The sequence below is a fragment of the Candidatus Delongbacteria bacterium genome, assembly GCA_020634015.1.
In the GTDB taxonomy this organism is placed as follows: domain Bacteria; phylum CAIWAD01; class CAIWAD01; order CAIWAD01; family CAIWAD01; genus JACKCN01.
This window is the reverse complement of the sequence record JACKCN010000004.1, coordinates 228,716-255,037: the sequence shown is the minus strand read 5'-3', so window position 1 is coordinate 255,037 and position 26,322 is coordinate 228,716. Positions and strand designations below refer to the sequence as shown.

The following is a 26,322-nucleotide window of genomic DNA, read 5'->3' as shown; positions in this document are numbered from 1 at the left end:
GCTCACCATCCACGGGGAACAGTTGAATGAATCGACGCGCGCGCTGCCTGCTGGCTTCTGTGTTGCTCTGCATGACCATGGCGGTCGCGCCTGCGGCGCCCGGAAGGACTCCCGGCGCCCCGGGTCTCTCCTGGGAAACCGAGTTGCGAGACAAGGGCCTCGCGGCGTCCGAGGACGTGCTGCAGGGCATGACCCAAACCCCCGGAATCGGGTTCATGCTCGGTGGCGTGCGCTTTCTGCGTTCGCTGGAATACATGCTTCAGGTGCGCTATCAGAATTCGCCGACAACTTTCCGGATGATTCCGGGAATGAGTGCCAGTCTGCCGGAAAACCCCAAGGCTGTGTTCCATCCCGAGTTTCTCGATCAGGCGATGTCCGGTGCACTGATTCTGCTTTCCGCGGCTGAGACGTCCCTGCAGACTTCACTCGGAAAGAAGTTCACGATCCAGGTGGACATGCGGGACATCTGGCTGGATGTGGACAAGGATGGAGTGCGCGACGAGTGGGAGGGGCTGCTGGATCTGGTGCGGACCGTCCGACGGAGTGGCAGCACGCCCTTCGAAGGCACGATCCAGTTCGATCGTGCGGATGCACAGTGGTTGTGTGCCTACATCCACCTGCTGTCCGGGTGTGCCGAGCTGGTGCTCTCGATTGACACGACACCCGCATTGCAGCAAGTCCGGGAAGGCCGCTCGGCCATGGAAGCACTTGGGCCGCTGGCCCCACTCGGGATCTCGCGTGACGAGAACTTTCTGGAGACGCTGACATCCCTGGTCCTCGCATTGCGAGGTGTTCCCGACAGAACCAGGACACGGTCGGCACGGGTACACTTCAAGGAGATGGTCCGGCACAACAGGCTCTTCTGGCAGGACGTCGAGCAGGAAACTGACGATGTGCTGGAATGGCTGCCGAATTCACGGCAGAGTGCCGCGATCGGCGTGCCAGTCCAGAAGGATGTCGCACAGAACTGGCAGGTGGTTCTTGACGAGTTCGATGCGATTCTGGACGGGCAGAAGCTGATCCCTTACTGGCGCATGGCTCGCGGGAAGGACTCGAAGACCGGCGTGGGTGTCAATCTGTGCAGGCTGCTGGAAAATCCGGGGGACATGGATCCGATTCTCTGGATCCAGGGCTCCGGGGCTGTCCCGTTTCTGGAAGAAGGTGAGCTGCTGGACCGGGCAGCCCTGCGAAACTTCAGAAAATCCGCCGCTGGCAACATGATGCTCTACGCCATCTGGTTCAATTGAAACCCGTTGTGCCACAACGACCGCTGGTGTCCTGAATCCGGCAGTCGACCGGCTGGGTCAACGACGGGAGATTCCGGCGGCCTGAATCGTGTGCCGTTCCGGACTTTCGGTCGACCGAAGCTGGAATCACTCGCGGGCCAGTTCCTCGCTCACCCGTGCCACAATCCGTTCCAGCAGTGCCCGATCCGGCAGCAGACTCACTCCGGCGCGCGCGTATACCTCGGACGGGCTGCGCGAATTGCCCAGTGCCAGCGCGGCACACCAATCGGCGATGGCTGCCTCCCGATCATCCATGCTGCGCTCCCAGAGCTGCAGCGCGCCCAGTTGCGCGATGGCGTACTCGGTGTGTGCGAAGGGCTGGGTGAACAACTGCAGGTGCTGCTGCCAGAGCAGACCCTGTTCGGTCTCGAGTCCACGCCAGGCCACCCCGGTGCCCATGAATTTCTCGTGCACGGTGCGGAAGTACTGGGCGCGTGAGTCAGCACTCAGCGGTGCCCGGGTATACAATGCGTCCTGGAACTCATCCAGGGCCAGGCACCAGGCCACGGATTCCAGCGCCCGGCGCAGGACCCTGCGCCGCCAGCTCCGTGCATCGCTGGCATGGGGCCAGAGCGTGCGCGCGTGTTCCAGGCAGAGCAGCTCAAGTCCGAAGGCGGCCAGCTCGGCGGACTCGCCCGGGCATTCCAGGAACTCCAGGCAGGGTTGGTCACGGCAGAGCCATGTCTGCAGGGCGTGCCCGCACTCGTGCAGCAGAACCTGAAGGTCATGGGCGTGGCCGGTGCCGTTCATGAAAATGAAACTCAGACCCGTGTGATGCAGGGGATGACTGTAGGCGCCCGGGGCTTTCCCGGGGCGGTTTTCCAGATCCAGCAAGCCCGCGCCTTCAAGCCGGCCCAGCAGAGCCGCGGCTTCAGGATGGACCCGGGCGAGACAGTGGCGTGTGAACTGGACCAGTTCGGCGGCGTTGCGCCAGGGAAGCAGGGCGCTGTGCTGATCCGGTTCCACGGACAGATCCCAGGGACGCAGTTCGCTCAGGGACAGGGCCTGGCGACGCTGTTCCTGCCATTGGCTCATCAGCGGCTGGAGGCAGTGTGCCACATCCCGGCGCAGCGTGACGCACTGGGTCAGGCTGCAGTCTTCACGTCCGAGCTCGCGGTGGCGCCAGGCGGGCCAGTCCGCAGGGTCGGCCAGACCGGCCCGGGACACGCGCTCCGCGATCAGGCGGTCCATCATGGTGTCCAGAGTGTCAGCGTCCTGCCTGCGGCCGGCATGGATGGCTCGCCAGGCCCGTTCGCGGCGCTCGCGCTGAGCCGCAAGCAATTCCTGTTCGGCCTGGGGCAGCGTGCGTGGCAGGGTCTCGCCCGGCAGGAGCACTCGGTGCCTGGCCTGCAGCTCCAGCACCTCGCGGAGGATGAGGTCCTCGCGGAGCATGCCATCCGCGTTGACCTGCGCCCATTCCAGCCGCCTCCCACGCAGCAGTACCAGCCGCTCCGCGGCGCGGGATGGGGCTGAGTGGCGGAAATGCTCGAGAAACTGTCGGTCCAGTCGGTTGCGGCAGGCCTGGATTTCCGGCTCGCAGACCTGCATCCAGTGGCGGTGACTCCTCTGGGCCACGGGGTCCGCAAGGTGCCGAGTCCAGGCGATATAGCGCGCGGCACGGCCGGCATCCAGCTCCCTGTCCAGTTCCAGGCGGGCCGATTCCAGCCCCTTGGCGCACTCCAGACCCATGGGCAGTCCGCTCAGCGCGTCAAATCGTGCGCGGAGGGTCGCTGGATCGGGGCAGAATGTCGAGTCCTCGGGCAGACCCGGTGAAGCGGTGGGCATGGTTTTCTCCAGAATTGGGGCAAAGATAACCAGTGAATGGCCACAGCCGCACATTCCGCGGGCCCGCGTCCTGAAGGAAATGGACTTTCATGCCGATGGAACAGCAGTCGCCACCCGGTCGGGGCACAACCCGCGGCGTCCGCACGGATCCAGTTCACGAGGAGTTCTGTCGGCCATGAAAAAGTTCCTGCTGATCTTCGGCGTTCTTGCCGTCTTCATGGTCCAGATCGTGCTGTCCTATTTCATCATGAACGCGCTCTTCGGCAGTGGACCAGATCCGGCGATCGACGGAACCGAGCAGGTGGACGGGGATGGGGCGGGCCAAGGGGAGGAAAAGTCCAAAGGCTCGGGCAAGGCGGGCGAGGGCGGCACCTTCGGGGCGACCTACACCATGCAGGACCTGATTCTCAATCCCCGTGGCGCCAGCGGACGGAGGATCTTCAAGATCAGCCTGGCACTGGAATACGATGCGGCCAACGAGAAGCTGCCGGAGGAACTGGGCAGTCGCGAACCGTTCATCCGCGATTTCCTGCTGGAGTACCTGGGCAATGTGCCCGAAGACACTCTGGGCGACATCCGCTACCGTGCCTCCCTGCGCGACAGCCTGCAGCTGCACATCAACAGTTTCCTGGCGGAAGGGTCCGTCGACCGGGTGCTGTTCCTCGATTTCATTCGCCAGTAAGGCCCGGGGGGCGATTTTTCACGGAATGACATGGGCGGCACCATGATGGGGCCGCCCTTCTTATATTGGCCCGTCCTGATTTCAAAGGAGTTGGGTTCCGGCGCCCCCACCCGCCCCGTGCCCGGGACCTGCGTTGCGGGGCCCGGACCGAACGGACTCCGCTCCCGGTCCGGTGATGGGCTGCACATGCGCACGCCCTCCCCGGTCACAGCTTGTCAGCATGCAGGTCGTACCTTCATCCCCGAAACCGGAACTCCCGGGTTGCTTTGGCAACCGGTGGAACCGGCAAGAATGAACTCACGCTGGAGGACCCATGAACGCCCTCAAGACACTCTGCCTGGGAATGCTGCTGCTTGTGGCGGCCCTTCCCGGACGGGCACAGATCGAGGTGACCTTGAGTTACCCCAATCTGGACATCTTCTACATCGGCGACCTGGATCCCTTCGCCCAGGGCGGCCAGATCGACAACTTCGAAGTCGGCTTCCGCGTGGAAGCCTCGGGCGACTATCAGGTCGACCTGTTCCTGGAGTACCAGGGCGGTGTGGAACTGCTGCACACCCATCTGGAAATCGAGAATGTACAGGCCGGCACGTATACCTATTCGCTGTCGGACTTCCGCAACAGAAGCGCCACCTTCGGAGGCACGATCAGGCTCAGGACCACCGATTTCGATGAAGGGCTGGTGGATCAGCTGAGCTTCACCGGCAACACGCTGCCCGCCGGTGTCTACACCCTGCGCATCGATGCCATGCTGGCGGGCCAGCCTTTCCAGAGCAGCGATGACTTCGTGATCAGCGCCCCGCTCAGCCTGAGCCTGCAGCTGCCCGGCGACGGCAGCTCCGTGAGCAACGCCTTCCCCTCCTTCCACTGGAGTGGACGTGCGCGCGAGTACGAGATCAAGGTGGCCGAGTACGATCCGCTGGTGCACGGCAGTTTCGAAGAGGCCATCGAGGGTGATCCCATGTGGAGAACCAGCGTGGGCTCGCTGGATCACTTCAACATGGCCCCCACGACCGCCACCTACGGCGATGGCTTCGGTGCTCGCCCGCTGGTGCCCGGCCGGACCTATGTCTGGACCGTGGAAGCGGTGCTGGCCACCACCTCGGGCAACGACGCCCTGAGCAGCCCGATCTGGTCCTTCGTGTACCTGCCCGATGGCGGCACCGGATACGACAACCTGGACCCGGGGTATCAGGCCCTGCTGAGCTTCCTCAATGGATTCATGAACGGTCAGGTGGGCGACCTGATGGCCTTGCTCGAAGGCCTGAGCCTTTCGGGGCCGATCCTGCTCAACGGCGTGCCGGTGGACAGTGCCACTCTGATGCGGATTTTCAACGACATCGCCGACGGGCAACTCAACCTGGCCGGACTTCGGCTGGAATAGGAGATCAACCATGTTGCGACGAATCGGGCTGCCTCTCTTGCTGCTGTCCCTGTTGCTGGCATCGGGACTGCAAGCGGCCAACGAGAGCATCGCCCTGGTGGTGAAAGCATCCGGGGAAGCCGTGCGTGTGACATCGGCCAATGCCGAGGAGGCTCTCACCACCGGCATGCGCCTCAATGATGGGGACAAACTGCGCACGGGGACCGATGGCCGTGTGGTGCTGATCTTCACCGACGACAAGAGCCAGCTCAAGCTGGTGCCCGAGACCCAGATCGTGCTTCACGGTCAGCGTCAGGGACGGTCGGTGGACAAGGAAGTGGAGATGGATCTGGGCACTCTCTGGACACGCGTCAGTCGCGGTGGATCCGGCATGCGCATCGCCACCCCGACTTCCGTCGCCTCCGTGAAGGGTACCGCCTGGTGGACCCGGATCGGCGAAGGCGGGCTGACCTATGTCATCACGGAAGAGGGTGTCGTGAACCTGCTCAGCAAGAAAAGCGGCGAGAATGTGGACGTGAGCCTGGGGCGCATCGGCTCATCCGACGACGATGGAGCGGAAGTCCGCGACGCCACCGGGGATGACACGGAGGATCTGGAACGCGGGGAACTGCGCACCATCCAGATTCCGCTTCAGGATGAGGATGGGCGCCAGAGCATGTTGACCATCGAATATTACGAGTAGCAGGACCCGGGTTGCGGCGCAGGAGCGCCGCGATCCTTTTGTGGAAAGGACAGGCCATGAAGTTCTGGAACTCGCTGTGTTTTCTGTTTCTGCTGGCGGGCACGGCCCTTGCCAGCGACTGGACACACCAGGTGCCCGCCCAGGTGGACGGCGCCAAGCCGCTCCAGCTTGTGTTCACTCGCGTGGGCGGCGAGGCCATCCCCGCGAGTGCACGGCTGTATCTTGAGCTGGACGGTCAGGGCGGCCCCGCCCTGGATGCAAGCTACAAGGACGCGGTCAGCATTGAATTCAGCGTACCGGCCCAGCGCCTGCAGGGCATCCGGATGGAGTACTGGGTGGAGCTGACCATCGGTGACATGGTGGAACGCCTGCCTGAAGACGGCAGCTACAGCGTCAATCTGAATCCGGCCAGCGGTGGAGGCGAGAGCTTTCTGCTGCTCTCGGCGGGGGAGACCACCCCTGGCGGCGAAGTCCTGCTGGCCTTTTCGCCCCAGGTGGATGATCTGGATCTGGCAACGCTGGAATTGCGTGTGGACGGACGCTCCCTCGAGGGCGTGGTGTCCGATTCATGGCTGGTGACCTGGCAGGGCAACCTGCAACCGGGAACTCACACGATCGAGTTGCGGGTCAAGGATCGCACGGGCCGGTCCCTGCCCACCCAGCGGATCGCCGTGGAAACCGGCAGCACGGCGGCGGCGGTGGCCCTGGCCTCCCGCAACTGGTCGGCCGAGGCCTTCGAAGAATTCAACATGCAGCGGGTGGACAGTCGCACCAGCAGCTGGAGCCGGTATCACAGCGGTGGATTCCGCGCCCAGGGCAGTTATCAGGACTGGCGCTGGCGAGGCAGGGTGCTGCTTTCAGCTCTGGATTTCGAGAGCGATGTGCTGCAGCCCCAGTCCCGAGTGGAAGCCGAAGTGTCCAGCAAGTGGCTCTCGGTTGGTCTGGGCGATCGCCAGCCCCAGGTGGGCAACCTGATGCTCTCCGGAACCCGTGTGCGCGGCGTGGACCTGAGCCTGAACAGCAAGTACGCGCGCCTGGGCTTCGTGACCGGTGCCACGCGTCAGGCGTTGGACCCTGTCTACGATGCGGTGACCAGTTTCGCCGGCAGCTACCAGCGGGATCTGACCGCTCTGGACATTGGATTCGGCGATCTGAATTCGGTCAGCGGGGCACTGAGCGTGATGACCGTGCGCGACGACGTGGGCAGCATTGACGCGTCGGCAGCTGGTATCCGCCCGGTGGACAACTTCGTGATCGGCACCCGGATGAAGCAGTCCCTGTTCAAGGGCCGGCTCTGGATGCGCCAGGAAGCAGCACTGTCCCTGTACAATTCCAACATCACGGATGGTGTGGTTTCCGCGGAGCTGATGAGTGACACCCTGGGCATCGACCTGAATCCCCAGGACTACGAGAACATCATCATCATCAATGAGTATCTCTCGCCGATGGACATCGCCACCAATCCCTTCTCCTCGGCCGCTCTGGATGCCGGGCTGGGATTCCGTGTGGCACGCAACGAATTCCAGCTGGACTTCCAGCGCATCGGCCCCAGTTACATTTCCCTGGGCAATGCCTTTCTGGACAACGACCGCCAGCGTCTGCGCCTGACCGACCGTGTCCGCCTGATGGAGTCGCAACTCTACTTGGATTTGGGTTACGCACTCTCCAACGACAACCTGGAGGGCCAGTATGATCTGGGTCCGGGAACGACCACCAGTCACGAACTGCGCCTGGGAGCGGGGTACTATCCCCACGGGACGGATCTGAAACTGAACCTGAGTCTGGCCAACATCGCCGAGGACAACGAGGCCCATCGTGACGAGGACCAGCTGTCCACGAGCCTGAGCCAGCTGGAGCTGGGTGTGAGCAAGGATCTGCTGGCGCTTGGACTGAATCACCGCGCCTCCCTGAGCATCCAGCGTCAGGTGAAGATTGACGATATCGGCCAGGTCGATGGTGCCCCCGGCTCGCTCCCGCTCAAGCGCGATCTGGCCTTCAGCACGATCCAGGTCAACCTGGGGCTGAACACGGAGATTGATGAGCACATGAAGTCCCGGTTGTCGATCAGCACCTTTTCCCACGAGTACGACGACGACACTCTCGGCGAGCGCGCCTGGTGGACCCTGCGCGCGGGGCTGGAACGCGAATGGCGTCCCCAGGTGCTCAGCACGGGACTTCGCTTCAGCATCCAGAGTCTGAGTGACAAGCGCGACATCGTCAATGACACGAATGTGGTCACCAGCTCCCAGAAGGACGACTATTCCCGCATCGATCTGGGCGGTGAAGTCAGTTGGAATCCCTTCCCGCGCTTCAGTCTGCAGTCGCGTCTGGACTTCCAGTTCTACGGCGGCGAGCGCAACAACACCGACCTGAGCGACAAGGATCTGCACTTCGTGCTGCGCATGACCCAGACTCTCTGACATCGAATCGCATGCATCTCTTTGGGGGCGCTCGGACAGAGCGCCCCCTTTTCATTTCCGGCGCCGAACTGCAGGCTTGCTGCCAGGATGCTGGCCTTGCAGCAGGCGTGACGCCAGCGGAGGTTGCTGGCCTTGCAGCAGGCGTTGTGCCAGCGGAGGTTGCTGGCCTTGCAGCAGGCGTGATGCCAGCGGAGGTTGCTGGCCTTGCAGCAGGCGTTGTGCCAGCGGAGGGTGCTGGCGTGGCAGCAGGCATGATGCCAGCGGAGGTTGCTGGCCTTGCAGCAGGCGTGATGCCAGCGGAGGATGCTGGCCTTGCAGCAGGCGTTGTGCCAGCGGAGGGTGCTGGCCTTGCAGCAGGCATGACGCCAGCGGAGGGTGCTGGCCTTGCAGCAGGCGTGATGCCAGCGGCGGTTGCTGGCCTTGCAGCAGGCATGACGCCAGCGGAGGATGCTGGTCTTGCAGCAGGCATGACGCCAGCGGCGGTTGCTGGCCTTGCAGCAGGCGTGATGCCAGCGGCGGTTGCTGGCCTTGCAGCAGGCGTGATGCCAGCGGCGGTTGCTGGCCTTGCAGCAGGCATGACGCCAGCGGAGGTTGCTGGCCTTGCAGCAGGCGTTGTGCCAGCGGAGGATGCTGGCCTTGCAGCAGGCGTTGTGCCAGCGGCGGTTGCTGGCCTTGCAGCAGGCATGACGCCAGCGGAGGTTGCTGGCCTTGCAGCAGGCGTTGTGCCAGCGGAGGATGCTGGCCTCGCAGCAGGCTTGAAGCCAGGCGTGTCAAGTATTCGTGACACGTGCCGGAGTTCATTTCCGGAAAGGAGACCGGTGGGCTGTCCTGTGATCTCTGCCGAATGTAGACTTGCGGAAAACACAGGAGGAACCCATGCCGTACCGACATCGAGAACTGGAAGGAAATGCGGTCTATCACCTGACCCAGCGTGGCACCAATCGCATGCCCGTGTTCCATTGGGACCACGACCGCCTGCATTACCTGGCCCTGCTGGAAGAGACCAGCACACGCATGGAATGCCGTATCCATGCCTACTGTCTGATGAGCAATCATGTGCACCTGCTCGTGAGTGCCGAGGATGCTCTGAATCTGCCGCGCATGATGTCGCGCCTCCAGGGCATGTACGCCCGTTGGTTCAATCTGTCGCGCCACCGTTCAGGTTCATTGTGGGAGCGACGTTTCCATTCCACCCACGTGGAGTCCGAGGCCCACCTGCACAGCAGCTTTCACTACCTGGATCACAACCCTGTGCGCGGGCGGATCTGCACGCGTGCCGACCAGTACGAATGGTCCAGTCATCGAGTGCATGCCTTCGGCCAGGACTCAAGCCTGATCCATCTGCATGACTGCTATCTGGATCTGGCCAGCACGGCCGAGGAACGCCGGAACCGCTACCAGACGCAGAGCCAGCAGTACCTGGAAGCCTGGCGCCAGCTGGAAGCGAATTCCTGAAGCCCTGACGCGCGGAGGAATTGCGCCCGGATTGGGCAGCCGCCAGCGATCATGCTACCTTCGGCGATCCCGGACCGTACCGGGAATCCAGGGAGATCACAGGCATGCGGCTGGCAAGCGATACGGGCAACGGCAATGCATTGGTCCTTGTTTGCGCTCTGCTGTGCGATGAGCGGCTGTTCCGGGAGCAGATACAGCAGCTGGAGCGTCAGGCCCGCGTGCTGGTGGCCGTGCCCGATGGCGACGCCAGCCTCGAAGCCCAGGCACTGACACTGCTGGATCTGCTGAAGGCCAGGGGAATTCGCCGCTTCGCGCTGGGTGGAGTCTCGATGGGCGGATATCTGGCCCAGGCGCTTGTGGGTGTGGCCCCGGATGTCGTGACGGCCCTGGCGCTCATCGATACCCGCTGTCGGGCCGATGTGCCGGCGGCACGCACGGGGCGATTGGCCACCATCGACGCGCTCAACCAAGGCCGTTTCGAGACGGAACTGGATGCTCTGATTCCGCGCCTGCTCTCAGAGGACAGTCTGGCGCGAACCGAGATCCGCGACATGGTCCGCGCCATGGCGCGCACTCTGGGTGCCAGGGTCTGGACCCGCCAGCTGCATGCACTCCTGGTGCGCCGTGATACCCGTGAGGTCCTGAAAAGGTATCAGGGCCCCGCGCTCTGCCTTTGCGGGTCCCGTGATCAGCTGACTCCACCGGCCGAGCACCGGGAGATGGCCAGTCTGCTGCCGCAGGGCCAGTACCGGGTGATCCCGGGCAACGTGGGACATCTCTCGCCCCTGGAAGATCCCATCGCGGTCAACCGGGCCCTTGCCGAATTCTTCGGACCCGTGCTGTGATGCGCCTCGCAGGACCTGTCATCGATCCCGGGAGCACCCATGGCTGAGTCCGTGCCCCGGATCGAACTGGAACTGCACGTTCCCGCGCAGTGGCGTGCGCCTCTCGGATGGACCCTGGAGGTCCTGGCTGGGAGCATGGGAGTCCGCTTCCAGCACGTGAACGAAGGCGATCAGGATCTGACCTCCCTGCCCGTACGCCTGATCGTGGGCGGTGCTCGTCCCCAACGAAGCCCCGCGCCGCAGGCCCTCTGGATTCCCTTTCATGGCGACAAGGCACCCGATCCCGGCCGCGATGGCTGGTTGCCCGGCGAAGGAATTCCGGCGCCCGGCCCGCATCTGGCGCTGGACAGGCCTCTGCCCGGAGGTCCGTGTTACGAAGATGGCGCGCCCGCCCTCGAGGTTCTGCGCACGGGAGACTCGCGCCTGTACCGCCTGGGGTTCGACCCCCTGAGTCCCGCATTCCAGGACCTTTCGCGCCTGGAGGAGCTGGATCCCTCACGCGCACCCGCCTTCGTGGAGGGGCGCAGCACGGCCAGCCCCACTCGTGCCGGACTGGACCCCCTTCAGCCCTGGGTCGAGAACCTGGCGCGCCTGCTGACCGGCCTGTTGACGGAAACGGACTCACCGCACAGCCGGACCTTGACGCGTTGGCCGAAAGGCCATGGCTGGGCGCTCTGCCTGAGCCACGATGTGGACATGCTCTTCAAATGGCGCCTGCGCAGTGCGGTGCGCCTGCTGCTGACCACCCCGCTGAGTCTGTTCAGCGGACGTCTGGCACACACAGCACGTCAGTGGCGCGAATTGTTTCGCAAGCTGACACGCGGCGAAGATCCCTGGTGGCAGGTCGAGGAGATGCTCGAGCTGGAAACCCGCCACGGCGCACTGGCCAGTTTTCTGTTCCTGGCCGAGAGCCATGACCATCGCACGTACCGCTATCACCTGGGACGGGTGGCCGTGCGCGCATTGCTGCAGCGCCTGCGCGAGCGCGCGGTGGATGTGCAGTTGCACGGCGGATGGCACACACTGGGCAAGCCCGAGCTCCTGCGCGATGAAAGACGCCAGCTGGAAGTGCTCAGCGGCAGGAATTCGCGGATCACGCGCCAGCACTATCTCCGTTTCGACCGCTCGCGCACCTGGCGGGACCAGGAACAGGCCGGTTTTCGGGCCGACAGCACACTGGGCTGGAACGACCGTCCCGGATTCCGCGCCGCCACCAGCCTGCCCTTCCAACCCTGGAATCCGGAACTGTCGGCGGCACACGAGCTGCTCGAGATTCCCCTGGCAGTGATGGACAGCCAATTCTACTTCGAGCGCGAACTGGATCCGGAAGGCGCCGCGCGCAACATCCAGCGCTTGTGCCGCACCGTCTGCGGCAGCGGCGGACTGCTCTGTGTCAACTGGCATCCTCATGTACTCTGCCGTGAGGACTATCCCGGACTGGCCGATCTGTATATCGGTCTGCTGGAACAGGCACTGGCGCGCGCGCCCTGGTGCACGGATCTGGCCGGTCTGGAAGAGCACTGGCGCACGCGGATGGCCATGCTCGCGGGGGCCGGGAAATGAGAATCCTGCTCTGCATTCTCTCAGAGCTGAGTCACGAGACACGCCTGGAACGCATGGCCGCCAGCCTGCTGGCCCGCGGGCACCAGGTGGAGGTGAGCTGGGTCGACAACGGCCTGCATGCCCGCTCCACATTCTGGGAGCGCACGCACGTGCACCGCCTGGCCAATCCGCGGGAAGGGCGTCGCAAGGCCTACTTCCTGCGCTTCATGGCCGATTGTCACGCCCTGATACGCGAGCGTCGGCCCGAGGTGGTGCTGGCCGTGGATCCCCCCGCACTGTTGCCGGCCAGTCTGCTGAGGGCCCGCCTGGGCTTTCGCCTGGTGTACGACAGTCGCGAGTTCTACACCGAGCTGCCCACCATTCGCGAGCGTGCCCTGGTACGCGAGTTCTGGCGCACAGCGGAGGCCCGTGGCCTGAAGAGTGCCGACGCGTCCTTCAGCGTGGCGCCCCGCATCTCCCGCGCCCTGGCGGCTCGTTACGAGTGTCCGCTGCCCGGCGTGGTGCGCAACACGCCTCGGCGCAGTACGGGACTGCCGCCCGGCGACCAGGAACGTCACACGGGGCTTGCGCCCTGGCTGGACTGGAGCCCGGGACAGTCCGTGCTGATCTACCAGGGCGGGTTCTGGCCCGGCTACGATTTCAAACCCCTGCTGGAGGCGGTATCGTCGCGTCCCGTCTGGCAGCTGCTCTGTCTTGGGGACGGTCCGGGCTGGCAGCTCCACCGGCAGGCTGCCGAGCGGCTGCCCGGTCGCGCACGTCTGGCGCTGCCCGGCAAGGTGTCCGCGGCGGACTTGCCCGCCCTGACCCGGCTGGCGCATGCGGGAGTGATTCCGGTGCCCGACCTGGGCCTGTCCTATCGCTACCTGTTGCCCAACAAACTCTTCGAATACCTGCAGGCGGGGCTGCCCGTGCTGGCCTCGCCCCTGCCCGAACTGATGGACGTGCTCGGGGATGGCGAGCTGGGTCTGCTGGCGCACCCGGCCGACCGTCGCGCCCTGGGTGCTGCACTGGACCGGCTGGCGGACCCCGCCTGGCGCAAAGCACGCGAACCGGCATTCCGCCGTGCGCGTGAGCGCTGGTGCTGGGAGTCGGAGGAAGAGGCCTTCCTGAGTGCCATTGAAGGAGACAGCGCCGGGAAGGGATCGGCATGAGTGCCTTCAGCATCGTGATACCCAGCTACAACGACCGGGAGAAACTGGCGCGCTGCCTGACCAGTCTGAATCGGCTGCAGTCGCCCCCCGGTGGACACGAGGTGCTGGTGGCACTGGACGGCAGCCGTGATGGCAGCCGCGAGATGCTGGAAGAGGCCGGCACCACCTGGCCGGGACTGCCGCTGCGGGTCTTCGTGCTGGAGCACAACCAGGGGCGCAGCGCGGCACGCAACCGGGCGCTGTCCGCGGCACGCGGGGAGTGGATCGCCTTCCTCGACGCCGATCTGGAAGTCTCGCCCGACTGGCTGATCCAGTTGCAGAGTGTCCAGGACCGGCACACGGTCGTGGCCGTGGGCGCCATGCGTTACCGGATTCTGGACGCCCGGGGCCAGGAGCGTCCCCTGAAGCGCTACCAGCACTATCTGCAGACCCGCGGTCCCTGGAAATGTCGCCATGGCCAGACCATCCTTGCCCGCTACTTCTATACATGCAACTCCTGCGTGCATCGTTCGCTCATGGAACGCGCCGGCCTGTTCGACGAGGAGCTGCGCGTCTGGGGCGGCGAGGACATCGACATGGGGCTGCGGCTGGGCGAGGCCGGTGCCCTGCTGCGCTATGCACCGGGAGCGCTGGCCCTGCATGGGCAGGAGCGCAGTTTCCGCCAGCACTGCCAGAATCTCGAGGCCTTCGGGGAGCACAGCCTGACACACCTGCTGACACGGCATCCCGGGCTGGAGCGCGAGCTGAGTCTGAGTCGGCTGCAGGGCAGCGGGGCGGAAGCCCGCCTCCTGCGCGCATTGGACAAGCACTGGGTGCGCCGGTTGCTGCTGGGCTGGGAAGCCCTGAGCAACGGCCTGGGATTTGGCGAGAAGCTCTACGACCTCTGTGTCTTCCTGCATTACGCGGGCGGCTGGCGGCGAGCGCACGAAGGAAACGACAAGGATCCGGTTGCCCGTGGCTCCGGGAAATGAGACCTTGATCCGGCAGACACACACGCGCCGGAGGTGATCCACCCAGCGGAAGGACCGATTCCATGCAGTTGATCGACGGACAGGCCATCGCACGCACCATTCGCGCCGAAGTGGCCCGGGACGTGGCCGCGCTGGTGGCGGCCGGACATCGTCCTCCCGGGCTGGCCGCGGTACTTGTCGGGGAGGATCCGGCCAGCAAGGTCTACGTGGGCAGCAAGGGCCGGGCCTGCCGCGCCGCGGGCCTGCACAGCGTGACCCTCACCCTGCCCGCCAGCACCAGCCAGGCCGAACTGATGGAGCATGTGCGCGCTCTGAATCAGGATCCGGCCATCGACGGAATTCTGGTCCAGTTGCCACTGCCCGCCGGGCTGGACGAGCAGGCGATCATCGAGAGCATCGACCCGGCCAAGGATGTGGACGGTTTCCATCCCGCCAACGTGGGGCGTGTCCAGATCGGGCTGGAGGACGCCTTCGCGCCCGCCACACCTGCCGGTGTGCTGGAACTGCTGCGCCGCAGCGAGCTGCCCACCGCGGGCCGTCACCTGGTGGTGCTGGGCCGCAGCAACATCGTGGGCAAGCCCCTGATGGCCCTGATGGTGCAGAAAGGCGTGGACTGCACCGTGACCGTGTGTCACAGCCGCAGCCGGGATCTGGCGGAACACTGCCGCCGGGCCGACATCCTGGTGGCCGCGATCGGCCGTCCGGGGGCGATCACCGCCGGAATGGTGAAACCCGGTGCGGTGGTGATCGACGTGGGCATCAACCGGGTCGACGACGCCAGCGCGCCCAAGGGCTACCGCATCGTGGGCGATGTGGACTTCGAGAGCGTGGCGCCCCTCTGTTCGGCGATCACGCCCGTGCCCGGAGGCGTGGGGCCCATGACCATCGCCATGCTGTTGTCCAACACCCTGCGCAGCGCCCGGCGCCGCCTGGGCATCACCGCGAAATAGCGAGGGGACCATGCGCATCCTGGTGATCTACGGCGGCGAGAGCGGCGAGCGTGATGTGTCCTGTGCCACCGCACTGGCCTGTGCCGGCCATCTGGCGGCCGACGGACACGAAGTCCACACCCTGGACGCGGCCCAGCCGGACAGGGTGCTGCCCTTCGATGGCAGCGAGCTGGGCACCCGACCCGGAACCATCGCTCCCACCCCGCGCGAGATGCACGGCGAGGAAGTGCTGGCCCTGGGCCGCAGCCTGCTGGCACACGCCCCCGAGCTGGTCTACAACTGTCTGCACGGCGGCTTTGGAGAAGATGGCCGACTGGCGGCGCTCTGTTCGCTGCTGGGCCTGCCCCAGAGTTCCAGCCCGGCCAACGCCGCCGGCATCTCCATGGACAAGGACTTCAGCAAGCGCCTGATGCGCCGCCTGGATCTGCCCACCGCGGACTGGTGTCTGCTGCGACTGGAGCCTGAGGCCGGAGAACTGGACGGACTGATCGAGCGTCTGGGGCTGCCACTGGTGGTCAAACCCAATACTCTCGGCAGCAGCGTGGGCATCACGCTGGTGGGCAAGGAGGACGATCTGCCCGCTGCGGTGGCGCTGGTGCGTTCCCTCAATGATCATCCGCTGCTCGAACGGTATGTCCCGGGGCGTGAGCTGACCTGTGCCTGGGTCTGCGGTGAGACGCTGCCGCTGGTGGAAATCAGGGCTCGCGAGGGCTGGTACGACTACCAGCACAAGTACTCCGGCGGAACCGATTACCATTGCCCCGTTGAGCTGCCACCCGGAGTGGCTGAAAGCATCACCGCGCACACACGGAGACTGAACGAATTCCTCGGCTGCCGGGGCATCACGCGCACCGACTGGCGCCTGGACCCCGAAGGCAATGCCTGTTGCCTGGAACTGAACACGGTGCCCGGGATGACCGCCACCAGTCTGGTGCCCAAGGCCGCCGCCGCCGCCGGAATGGATTTCTCGGCCCTGCTGCGCCGACACCTGGCAGGACTGGGCCCGCGATGAACCCGGACACGGGCGACGGGGCCTTGGATCTGCTGGCCCTTGCACGCCGCCTGCCCGGTGAATGGCTGCTGCTGGCTCCCTTCGCCGGCCGCTGCCGTCTGGCGCACCAACCATTCGCCCACCTGGAACTGCACACGAATGGCAGCCTGTGTCTGACACACGAAGGCCGGCGCCAGCTGCTGCGCGGGCCCGCTCTGGCCTGGGTCGAGGAGCTCAGTCGCCGCTGGGAAAGCCCCGGCGCGGGGTGGGTGAGCCATGACCACGGCGCCTGGCTGCACGGCCAGCCCTTGCCCGCACCCTGCGAGAATCCCCTGCTGCGTTTCGCCTGGTACCGCCAGTGGCAGGAACGGCCCGTGGGGCAGGTCCTGCTGGACACACCTTCCACCGCGCTTCCGGATCCCACAGGCGTGTTCCGTGCCCTCTGGCCCCGTCAGCGCTGGCTGGATGCGGTGGAGGAGGTGCGTGCACGCATCCGGCGCGGCGACGTCTATCAGGTGAATCTGGTCCAGCCCTTCGAAACGGACTGGCCGGGCGAGCCCGCGGAGCTCTGGCGCCGCCTGCTGAGACGCAGCCGTCCCGGCTACTGCGCCATGCTGCATTCTGAGGGGACCCAGCTGCTGTCCCTCTCGCCCGAACAGTTCCTGCTGAGACGGGGATCCTCGCTGGAAACCCTGCCGATCAAGGGCACCGTGCCTGCCGGGCCGCAAGCCGCCCAGAGCCTGCTGGATTCCGCCAAGGACCGGGCCGAACTGGCGATGATCGTGGATCTGCTGCGCAACGACCTGTCCCGGGTCTGCAGGGCGGGCAGCGTGGCCACCGGACCGTTTCCCGAACTGCTGGAATTGCCCACCGTCGTGCACAGCCAGACGCGCGTGCGCGGCGAGCTGCTGCCGGGCAAAGGCCTTCAGGACTGCTTCGAGGCCCTGTTTCCCTGCGGCAGCATCGTGGGCTGCCCGCGGTCCAGCGCCCTCGAATGCCTGCGCGAGCTGGAAGGCGCCGGTCGTGGACTGGCCATGGGCGCTATCGGGCTGGTGGAACCGGACGGGGATTTCAGCTTCAGCGTGGCGATTCGAACGGCCCGGCTCGAGGCTGGCCGGCTGTGCCTGAAGGCGGGAGGAGGCATTACCTGGGCCAGCGACCCCATGGCCGAGTACCTGGAATGCCTGACCAAAGTGGCGGCCTTTGCGGCTGCATGGGCAGACTGAGTGCTGTTCTGTATACACAGCCAGCGGTTTTTGCCTGAAATCCCATGAATTTTGCGTTAGAAGTGCATCGTGGGCGCGAGTCGGCTTTGGCCCAGTGGACTGTTTATTATGTTGGGCGCCCATTCCGGACCGGGTCTGTTGCCCCACCGGGCCCGGGCCCCGTGGGAGTGTCGGGCCCGCCGGACTGCCGCCAACAGCACGGGTCGCCCCGCGACCTGCACGCCGCGCCCTCCCCCGCGGCCAGAGAGAGGACATTCCTCAAGTGAAGCTCACCGGGTTCCTGCTGGTCCTGCTGCTCTGCGCGACAGGCCGGGCGGAAGACGATTTCAACACCTGGACCACCGCCGGCAACATCGGGCTGACGGTCACCAACTTCGGGGTGCTGGGCCAGGGCTACAACATCGAGGGCCAGCCCTCCTGCCTCTACCGCCAGTATTCCGAACTGGAGTTCGAACAGGTCGAACACTTCTCCTACGGCGGACTCTGGGTGGGGGGCATCGTCAGTGGACAGCCCCGGGTCAGCACGGGCGTGATCGACGGGACCTTCGGCGACGGCGAAGGCTGGGAGTGGAACAACACCTGGGCGCGCGGAGTGACTCCCGCGGATGATCAGGCCGCTCTGGCCGACACGATCCTCCAGCGCAGCACCCTGCCCTCGAGCCCGCGGTTCAGCAATCTGGCGGTCAGCCACGACGACCTGTACCAGATCACCTTCACCGATACCTCGACCACGGTGCCCTACACCACCCGCCGCATCGACAACCATGAACCTCTGGGTCTGAAGGCCGAACTGAATTGCTATGCCTGGAATTACAGTTACGCCGACGCCTTCGTGATCCTGGATCTGACCCTGACCAACGTCTCGGATTTCAGCGATCCGCAACAGCAGGGTTGGGACATCGACTCGATCTACGTGGGCTGGTGGATCGACGAGGCGGTAGGCAACTTCAACCTCAATGACTACTACGCTCCCGGCAATGGAGGCTGGTCCTGGTACGACAATCTGGCCGGTGTGGTGCTGACCAATGGCGCCACCCCCGCCGAGGGCGACACCATTTCCATGGCCGTGGGCTACGACGCCGACGGGGACGACGGCTTCGCCGAGAGCATTCTGGGCTGTCGCTTCCTTGGTGGCAGCGCCCCGGGCGTGAGCGACCCACGTGAGCTGAAGGGCACGGCCAACACCTGGCGCTGGAACACGCCCTTCAACCAGGATTTCCCCGATCTGGGCATGCCCTCCAGCGATGCCGACCGTTACAACCGGATGACCTACACGCCCGATCTGCGCGAGGCCGTGTTCCCCTATGGCACCACCGATGCCAATTCCTGGATGATGTTGTCCAGTGGCGGCTGCTTCGGCACACTGCGTCCGGGCCAGAGTCTGAATGCCGTGTTCGCCATCGCCTGTGGTCGGGCCGCCCAGCTCACGCCCACCCAGCAGGCCTCACCCGCTCCGGATGTGCTGCACTATCGCGCGGCCAACCTGGTGGCGTCCACCGACTGGGCCAAGATCGCCTGGGACGGGGAAGACCGCAATGGCAACGGCGTGCTCGATCCCGGCGAAGACCTGATCGCCAACGGCGTGCTCGACCGCTACCTGCTGCCCCAGCCTCCACCGGGTCCGCGCACCCACCTTGAGGTCGCGGATCACGCCATCACACTCTATTGGGACAACAGCCCCGAGCTGTTCATCGACCCCATTTCGGGCGAGGCGGATTTCGAAGGCTACCGCGTCTACGGCAGCCCGCGCACCGAAGGCATCCAGCAGGACAAGACCCTGTTGCTGGAGCTGGACCTCATCAATGAGATCTGGCCCAACACGGGTCTGGCCGAGGTGACACTGGCCGACAGCGTGCAGTACGATGGGCACTGGTTCCACTACGCCCTGCATCTCGAGAACCTGCTCAACGGCCAGCCGCGCGGCAACTGGGTGGCGGTCTCCGCCTTCGACCGGGGCAACGCCGACAACAACCTGCCCAGCCTTGAGAGCGATTACAAGGTCAACCGCGCCTACTACTATCCCGGTGCCCTGCCCGACGATCGTGCGGCCGGCGGACCCGACCGCGCACCGGGCGTGTACCCCAATCCCTATCGCGGGCACGCCTCCTGGGATGGCACGGGCGCCTACGAACGCCTGATCTGGTTCACCAATCTGCCCCCGCGCTGCCAGATCCAGATCTTCACGATCTCCGGTGATCTGGTGGCCGAACTGGATCACGACGCCAGCACCTATCAGGGCGACAATGTGGCCCTGATCCGCCAGACCCGCGAGCAGCTGGCCGGGCAGGATACACCGTTCATTTTCTCCGGTGGTGAGCACGCCTGGGACCTGGTCACCAAGCACAACCAGGCCATCGCCACCGGTCTTTACCTGTTTTCCGTGGAGGACCTGGCCACAGGCTCCGTGGAAGTGGGCAAGTTCGCCGTCATCAAGTAGCCTGCGCACCCGACAAGCGGGCGCGTGCGCGCCCGACAAGCGGGCGCGTGGGCCTTCAAGGGGAGGAGATTTCATGTCACGCATTCTGATTCTTTCCGTCCTGGGCTGTGCCGGCCTGTTGCAGGCACAGACACCCATGACCATCGCCGAATCCCAGATGCCCGGGGCCTTCGGACCCGACAGCTCGGGTGTCAACGGGCAGCTGGTGCAGGTCGAGGGCATCGCCCTGTCGTCCTCAAGCCATTTCTATTCGGGCAGCAATTCCAGCTTCTACATGATCGACAGCAACGGCGGAGACTACGGAGCAACCCTGGTCTTCAAGTCGGGCAGCAACGAATGGTTCGACATTGCGGTGGGCGACAGCCTGCGTGTCACGGGTGTTGTCAGCGAGTACCGCACCAGCGAAGGCGCCGTGTTCTCCAACATGACCGAGATCGTCCCCAACACTCCTGACGTCGATGTGGAGATCCTGGGCTACGAAGCCGCCCTGCCCGACCCGATCCAGGTGGACATGTGGAATCTGGACCCGATCCGACATGACACGCACGTGGCCGAGAACATCGAGTCCATGCTGGTCGAGATCGCCAACGCCGTGGTCGTGGATGTATCCGCCCCGGCCAACTTCCGCCAGTTCACGGTGGCCGATCCCGACGGCAACGAGGCCGTGATCCGCACCGCGGCCTACGACCTCAGCGATTACGGACGCCCGCCGCTGGGTGCCAGCTTCGACCTGATCCGCGGCGTGATCTACCAGGTCTACGCCAACTACAATGTCATGCCCCGTGACCTGGACGACCTGATTCTTTCGGTGGGCCCGCCCGTGATCAGCGGTCCCAACATGGGCCCCTGCGGCGCCACGCCCTCCGATCCGCTGATCTTCAGCACCAACATCACGGATGACACCGGCGTGGACGAGGCCTTCGTGTTCTACCGTGTGAATGCGGGCAGCTGGGTCGAGTACAGCCTGTCGCGCGATTCCGAAAACCCGGCCATGTTCAGTGTGGAGTTGCCGGCCCAGCCCGAAGGCTCCACCGTCGAATACTACGTGCATGCCCTGGACGACGAAGGCGGCGAGAGCTTCTGGCCCGCCGGTGGCCCCGACGCCGAGGACCTGCCCCAGTTCTACGTGACCGGGACCACGGCCAGCAGCTGTGCCCAGATCCAGCAGAACACCTACAGCAACGGTGGCAGCATCTACCAGTGCCACGAAGCCACCATCACCGGTACGATCACCATGGGTTACACCGACTTCGGTGCCGACAGCGCGGCCACGTACCGTGACTATGTGCTTGCCGACGATGAGGGTGCCTGGCACTCCATCCACGTGTACAACAACAATTCCCACGGTGTCTGGCTCGAGCAGCTCGAGCGCGGCGATCGCGTGACCCTGACCGGCGAAGTCACCGAGTACAACGGCCTGACCGAGCTGAGTTACCTGAGTGCCTTCCAGTTCGTCTCCGACGGCAACACGGTGAACGCGGTGGAGACCACCATTTCCGACATCCTGGACAATCCCGAATCCTTCGAGAGCGTGCTGGTGTCCCTGAGCGACCTGACCATCACCGATGCCAACCTGGGCTTCGGCGAAGTGGAAATCAACGACGGCACCGGTACCCTGATCATGGGCGCCGCCGGCAGCTGGGACTTCGATTTCGAGAACAACGACACGGTGGACCTGCTCACCGGTGTGGTCACCTTCAACTTCAACGCCTGGAAGATCAACCCCCGCGACAACGAGGATTTCCAGGGCGTGGATGATGTGGCCGAGCGCGGCCCCGTGTTCGATTTCACCCTGAAGGGCAATTATCCCAACCCCTTCAATCCCAGCACCGAGATCGAATTCAGCCTGAATCGCAGCGGCAACGTCAGCCTGGACGTGTTCAACCTGCGCGGCGAGCGTGTCGCGCGCCTGCTGGACGGACCCCGGACCGCCGGAACCCATCAGGTCACCTGGAACGCCGAGAGCTTCGCCAGCGGCATCTACTTCGCCCGCCTGACCGTGGACGGAGCCGGCAGCCGTGATGCGCGCATGCTGCTGATCAAGTAAGACACGAATCGCCTTTCCGGACTGGTTGCGCGGACGGGACCCCTCGTCCGCGCGACCTTCCCGGGACCTTTCAGATTGGAATACGGGAATGATGCGAAGCGGGCGTCCCCTGGCCCTGCTGGCCCTCTGTGCCCTGGGTCTGCTGATCACGCTCACGGGCTGTGATCCCGATGAAGGCCGCACGGGCATGGTGGGCAACGAGAACCCCCAGACCCATCTCAGCCTGGGTTACTTCCGGGCGGACACGGCCAACCCCGATACCCTGGACCAGAGCGTGGCCCGGCTGGGGCTTTCCTGGTGGGGCGAGGATCGCGACGGCACGGTGGATCACTATCTCTACCGCTGGAGCTACCAGCTGGACTCACTGGGCCAGCCGCTCTGGACACGCACCGATGCCGAATCGGACACCTTCATCGTGCTGCTGACCGCCATGGTGGATACCTTCTCCTTTCATGTGAAGGCCGTGGACGACGATGGCGCCGAAGACCCCAGCCCGGCCCGTGTGGTGATTCCCGTACGAAACAGCCCGCCCGAAGTGGATTGGATTCCCAACAGCCAGGAGCTGCTCTCCAATTTCTTCGGAGGCGACACCAGCTGGACCTTCCCCCATCTGACCTTCCGCTACAACGCCTGGGATCTGGACGGCAGCGAGACCATCACCGAGGTCAACTGGGCCCTGGATGACACCAGCCAGTGGAATGTGCTGGATCCCGTGTACAAATCCATCACCCTCGATCCCGGTCTGCTGACTCCCGGTCCGCACCGGATGTTCCTGCGCGCGCGGGACGTGGCCCAGAGCTGGTCCAACACGGTCAGCTACCCCGGCGGTGAGACGGACACCACGGCCGCGGGCGTCCAACGGGTCTGGATGGTGCGCCAGCCCATGGGGCCCCTGCTGGTGGTCTTTGACGATCCCACCAGCAGCGCCGTGCGCCAGCAGTCGGTCTACGAGGCCATGGACCGACTGGGTCTGGTGGAGGACACCGACTACACCACCTGGGAGATTTCCTCCGACGCCTTCCCCTGGCTCGAGGGCAGCGCCCAGGAAGTGTATTACTGGTTGCCCGCCGAGGATCTGGATGTGTACAACATCTTCTCGGACTTCGAGATGGTCTTCTGGTTCAGCTACGCCTCCACGCGCCTGCTGGACGTGTGCCCGCCCATGGGGCAGTATCTCTCGGACAACGGCAAGGTGCTGCTGGCCTCCACGGACGTGGGTTACTTCAATACCACGGAGCAGTTGCCCCAGATGGACGAGGGACTCTGCCTGCCCATCGAAAGTCTGACCAACGCGCGTCACTACATCTTTCCGCTGCCCACGCGAGATCACCCGCTGCAGCCCGCGGCCGAGTGGGCCGACCGGTATCCCGAGATGCACACCTCGCGCCGGATCAGCTTTCAGGGCAATGGCATCTCCGACCTGGACTTCGGCTTCGTGCCCGACAGCACCGCCAGCGAGCTCTACTTCACGCCCGAAGACCCCAATGATCCCCTGGCCTATCCCCGGGTGACCCTGGGCTCGCGCACCGCGGCGGCCCACGATCCCGACAAGGCGCGCTTCGTCTACATGGGTGTGCCGCTGTACTGGCTGGACAATCTGGACCTGTTTCTGCAGACCCTGATCGAGGAGGAGTTCAACTGGTGAGACATATCAAACTTCTCGCCCTCCTGCTCGGCCTCTGCGCCCTGACGGCCCATGGGCAGAACGCCCGGCTGACGGGTGTGATCACCGATGCGGAGAACAAGGAACCGCTGACCGGCGTGAACCTGGTGGTCAAGGGCAGCTACAAGGGCGCTGCCACGGACATCGACGGGCGCTACCTGATCACCGGTCTGCCCAGCGGCACCCTGGATCTGGAAATCAGCTATCTGGGTTTCAAGACCGTGCTGGCCACGGCGCTGCCCGTGCTGGATGGCCAGACCACCACGCGCGACTTCGCCCTCGAGCGGGCCTATCTGGCCGGCGAAGACGTGGTGATCATTGGTGAGCGGCCCCTGCTGGAAGTGGACAACACCAGTTCGAGCACACGTCTCAAGGCCGACGAGATCAGCACCAAGGTGGTCGAGGATGTGTCCGACGTGGTGGCCCAGCAGGTGGGCGTGGTCAAGGACGACAATGAGATTCACATCCGTGGTGGTCGTGTGGAGGAGAACCTCTACATCATTGACGGCCTGTCGGTGAAGGATCCGATCTCGGGCCAGGGGTATGGCGTGTACCTCTCCGCCGATGCGGTGCAGGAAATCGAGATCATCACGGGTGGCTTCAACGCCGAATACGGCGAGGCGATGTCCGGCGTGATCAACGTGGAGACCCGCGAAGGCACGCGGGACTTCTTCGTGAACACCAGCTGGAAGCGCGACAACCTCTGGCAGGACTTTCCGGCGCACAACCAGAATCAGGATGTCTTCGAGCTGAGCCTGGGCGGCCCGCTGCCCACCTTCGGCCTGCCCGGCGACCTCAGTTTCTTCGTGAATGGCTACGGCAGTTTCGGGGATTCCCATCTGCCACACGCCACCAAGCTGCAGCCATGGCGCAGCTGGATGGAGTCGCTGGCCCTGCGCGAGGAGAACGACGCCTCGGCCCTGCTGAAGATCAGCTATCGCCCCAAGCTGACCCGCAAGTTCGTGCTCAGTCTGGGCCGCAGCCTGAAGGTGAACCAGGGCTACTTCGATTCGCTGGTGGAAGACCGGCGCTTCTATCCCTACGCCTACCAGCAGAACCTGGACAACTACAACACCTTCACCCAGCAGAGCAGCCAGTTCAGCCTGACCTGGAAGGAAACCCTCAACCGGAATTCCTTCTTCGAACTGGTGCTTGGCGACTTCTTCGTGAACCAGCACGCCGACGTCAACGGCAAGCACTGGACCGAGTACAGCCGACCGCTGGACATCGACCCCACCTGGTACCTGCTGAACCGCGACGGCACCGTGACCATTCTTCAGGGCGACGGGTTCTGGGACTACGGTGACACCGACTACTGGCACGATCACTTCGGTGATACCTGGTCGCTCAAGGGCTCGCTGACCAGCAAGCTCAACGATGAACACGAGCTGAAAAGCGGCTTCGAGGTCGAGAACACCGAGCTGCAGCTGCTGCACATCAACGCTCCCTGGCTGGGCACCTCCACCAGCCTGGGGCGCGACTACGACCAGTATCACGTCTGGACCACCGCCGGGGCGGTCTACCTGCAGGACAAGATCAGCTTCAAGGGCATGAACGCCAACATCGGCATGCGCATGGATGTGTGGCGCCCGGGTGGCTACATCGAGGACGTGGTCAACGATCCCAGCGTGGTCGTGGTCACCGAAGCGGGACGCCGGCTTTTCGAGGAGGAAACCTTCGGTGCCTTCGGTGGCCGCTGGAAGGCCCAGCTCAGCCCGCGTCTGGGCATCAGTCACCCGGTCACCGACAACGACGTGCTCTTCTTCAGTTACGGGCACTTCAGCCAGCGGCCGCGCTACGCGTATGTGTACGCCAACCTGCGCAGCAACAGCGCCAACACCTACCAGCTGATCGGCAACCCCAACCTCAACCCCACCACGACGGTGGCCTATGAACTGGGGCTGAAGCACCGCTTCAACGAATTCAGCGCGCTGGAACTGACCGCGTTCTACAAGGACATGTTCAACTACGTGACCGCCTTCAGCGTGAACAGCCTGCATCCACGCTACGGCAACATCAACTACACCCAGTACTACAACATCGACTATGCGCGCAGCCGCGGACTGGAAATGTCCTGGCGCCAGCGCTTCCAGCGTTACTGGAGCTTCAACTGGAACTTCAGCTACAGCATCCTCACCGGCAAGAGCAGTTCACCGGCCGAGGATCTGCTGAACCAGGCTCGCATCAGCAATGCCGACACCGACCTGGGCGAGAACTTCCTGCGCTGGGACAAACCGATCACCACCAGCGCCAACATCAACTTCTATCTGCCGTCCAGCCAGCCCCTGGCCATCGGCGGCTTCCGCCTGCCCGTGGAATGGGGCGCCAATCTGCATCTGGAGTACGACAGCGGCAATCGCTACAGCCCCGAGTACATCGATATTGGCGATCCCGACAATCCGCTGGATGATGAGCCCAAGCGTGTGGATACTGATCCCTACACCGAACTGGCCCAGGCGCCGTTCCTGGCTGATCTCAACCTGTACAAGAACTTCCAGATCAAGGAAGGCGGAATGCGCACGATCCGCATCAAGTGCTTCTGCGAGATCCGCAATCTGTTCAACAACAAGCAGCCGGCCTCCTCGGGCTGGATCAACCCGCTCACCGGCAAGGTTTGGGAAGACGGAGATCCCTTCGTGGCCAGCAACCGGGTGTATTACGAATGGGATCCCGATCTGTCACTGGACGGCGTGCGCCCCCCGGGCACTCCGGCGCGCTTCAAGGCGCCGCGTCAGGTAATGTTCGGACTTTCCATCGGCCTCTGATGTCACTCGGGTCCGCCAG

Annotated in this window: 19 protein-coding genes; 17 read left to right on the top strand and 2 right to left on the bottom strand. The window is 64.6% G+C overall.

Features of this window, described 5'->3' with window-relative positions:
• Positions 1-26: 26 nt before the first annotated feature.
• The gene (locus tag H6678_09675) at positions 27-1,247 is read left to right on the top strand and encodes a hypothetical protein (protein MCB9474067.1); all 1,221 of its coding nucleotides are present in this window, start codon (positions 27-29) and stop codon (positions 1,245-1,247) included.
• 126 nt (positions 1,248-1,373) lie between these two features.
• Here the strand turns inward: H6678_09675 and H6678_09670 are convergent, their stop codons facing one another.
• Positions 1,374-3,071 (bottom strand): hypothetical protein, encoded by a 1,698-nt coding sequence (locus H6678_09670; protein MCB9474066.1) that lies wholly within the window; start codon positions 3,069-3,071, stop codon positions 1,374-1,376.
• A 175-nt stretch (positions 3,072-3,246) separates the two neighbouring features.
• On the opposite strand from H6678_09670, the gene H6678_09665 reads away from it, so the two are divergent.
• From H6678_09665 to H6678_09650, 4 genes are all read left to right on the top strand, one after another.
• Complete coding sequence (locus H6678_09665) at positions 3,247-3,753, top strand: flagellar basal body-associated FliL family protein (GenBank protein MCB9474065.1); 507 nt, start codon at positions 3,247-3,249, stop codon at positions 3,751-3,753.
• 313 nt (positions 3,754-4,066) lie between these two features.
• Positions 4,067-5,137, top strand: coding sequence for a hypothetical protein (locus H6678_09660; protein ID MCB9474064.1), 1,071 nt, complete (start codon positions 4,067-4,069; stop codon positions 5,135-5,137).
• Between the two features lie 10 nt (positions 5,138-5,147).
• Complete coding sequence (locus H6678_09655) at positions 5,148-5,819, top strand: FecR domain-containing protein (protein MCB9474063.1); 672 nt, start codon at positions 5,148-5,150, stop codon at positions 5,817-5,819.
• Positions 5,820-5,875: 56 nt separating this feature from the next.
• Positions 5,876-8,239 (top strand): hypothetical protein, encoded by a 2,364-nt coding sequence (locus tag H6678_09650; protein MCB9474062.1) that lies wholly within the window; start codon positions 5,876-5,878, stop codon positions 8,237-8,239.
• 51 nt (positions 8,240-8,290) lie between these two features.
• On the opposite strand, the gene H6678_09645 is transcribed toward H6678_09650, so the two are convergent.
• Positions 8,291-9,013, bottom strand: coding sequence for a hypothetical protein (locus H6678_09645; GenBank protein MCB9474061.1), 723 nt, complete (start codon positions 9,011-9,013; stop codon positions 8,291-8,293).
• A gap of 102 nt (positions 9,014-9,115) precedes the next feature.
• Here H6678_09645 and H6678_09640 point away from each other — a divergent pair, with 102 nt between their 5' ends.
• The 12 genes from H6678_09640 to H6678_09585 all read left to right on the top strand — a co-directional run bounded on the left by H6678_09640 (position 9,116) and on the right by H6678_09585 (position 26,303).
• A complete protein-coding gene (locus H6678_09640) occupies positions 9,116-9,694 on the top strand; it encodes a transposase (GenBank protein ID MCB9474060.1) in 579 nt (192 codons plus the stop codon).
• A 104-nt stretch (positions 9,695-9,798) separates the two neighbouring features.
• Positions 9,799-10,539, top strand: coding sequence for an alpha/beta fold hydrolase (locus H6678_09635; protein ID MCB9474059.1), 741 nt, complete (start codon positions 9,799-9,801; stop codon positions 10,537-10,539).
• A 39-nt stretch (positions 10,540-10,578) separates the two neighbouring features.
• A complete protein-coding gene (locus tag H6678_09630) occupies positions 10,579-12,102 on the top strand; it encodes a polysaccharide deacetylase family protein (protein MCB9474058.1) in 1,524 nt (507 codons plus the stop codon).
• Positions 12,099-13,253: a glycosyltransferase gene (locus H6678_09625; GenBank protein MCB9474057.1), complete on the top strand. Its 1,155-nt coding sequence runs from the start codon at positions 12,099-12,101 to the stop codon at positions 13,251-13,253. Before H6678_09630 ends, H6678_09625 begins: the two co-directional genes overlap by 4 nt.
• A complete protein-coding gene (locus tag H6678_09620) occupies positions 13,250-14,224 on the top strand; it encodes a glycosyltransferase family 2 protein (GenBank protein MCB9474056.1) in 975 nt (324 codons plus the stop codon). Before H6678_09625 ends, H6678_09620 begins: the two co-directional genes overlap by 4 nt.
• Positions 14,225-14,286: 62 nt before the next feature.
• Positions 14,287-15,174, top strand: coding sequence for a bifunctional methylenetetrahydrofolate dehydrogenase/methenyltetrahydrofolate cyclohydrolase FolD (folD, locus tag H6678_09615; protein ID MCB9474055.1), 888 nt, complete (start codon positions 14,287-14,289; stop codon positions 15,172-15,174).
• A 10-nt stretch (positions 15,175-15,184) separates the two neighbouring features.
• Positions 15,185-16,186: a D-alanine--D-alanine ligase gene (locus tag H6678_09610; protein MCB9474054.1), complete on the top strand. Its 1,002-nt coding sequence runs from the start codon at positions 15,185-15,187 to the stop codon at positions 16,184-16,186.
• Positions 16,183-17,391: a chorismate-binding protein gene (locus H6678_09605; GenBank protein MCB9474053.1), complete on the top strand. Its 1,209-nt coding sequence runs from the start codon at positions 16,183-16,185 to the stop codon at positions 17,389-17,391. Before H6678_09610 ends, H6678_09605 begins: the two co-directional genes overlap by 4 nt.
• Before the next feature lie 262 nt (positions 17,392-17,653).
• Complete coding sequence (locus H6678_09600) at positions 17,654-19,828, top strand: hypothetical protein (GenBank protein ID MCB9474052.1); 2,175 nt, start codon at positions 17,654-17,656, stop codon at positions 19,826-19,828.
• A 73-nt stretch (positions 19,829-19,901) separates the two neighbouring features.
• A complete protein-coding gene (locus H6678_09595) occupies positions 19,902-21,875 on the top strand; it encodes a T9SS type A sorting domain-containing protein (GenBank protein ID MCB9474051.1) in 1,974 nt (657 codons plus the stop codon).
• Between the two features lie 88 nt (positions 21,876-21,963).
• Positions 21,964-23,520: a hypothetical protein gene (locus H6678_09590; GenBank protein MCB9474050.1), complete on the top strand. Its 1,557-nt coding sequence runs from the start codon at positions 21,964-21,966 to the stop codon at positions 23,518-23,520.
• Complete coding sequence (locus H6678_09585; protein MCB9474049.1) at positions 23,517-26,303, top strand: TonB-dependent receptor; 2,787 nt, start codon at positions 23,517-23,519, stop codon at positions 26,301-26,303. Before H6678_09590 ends, H6678_09585 begins: the two co-directional genes overlap by 4 nt.
• Positions 26,304-26,322 lie beyond the last annotated feature (19 nt).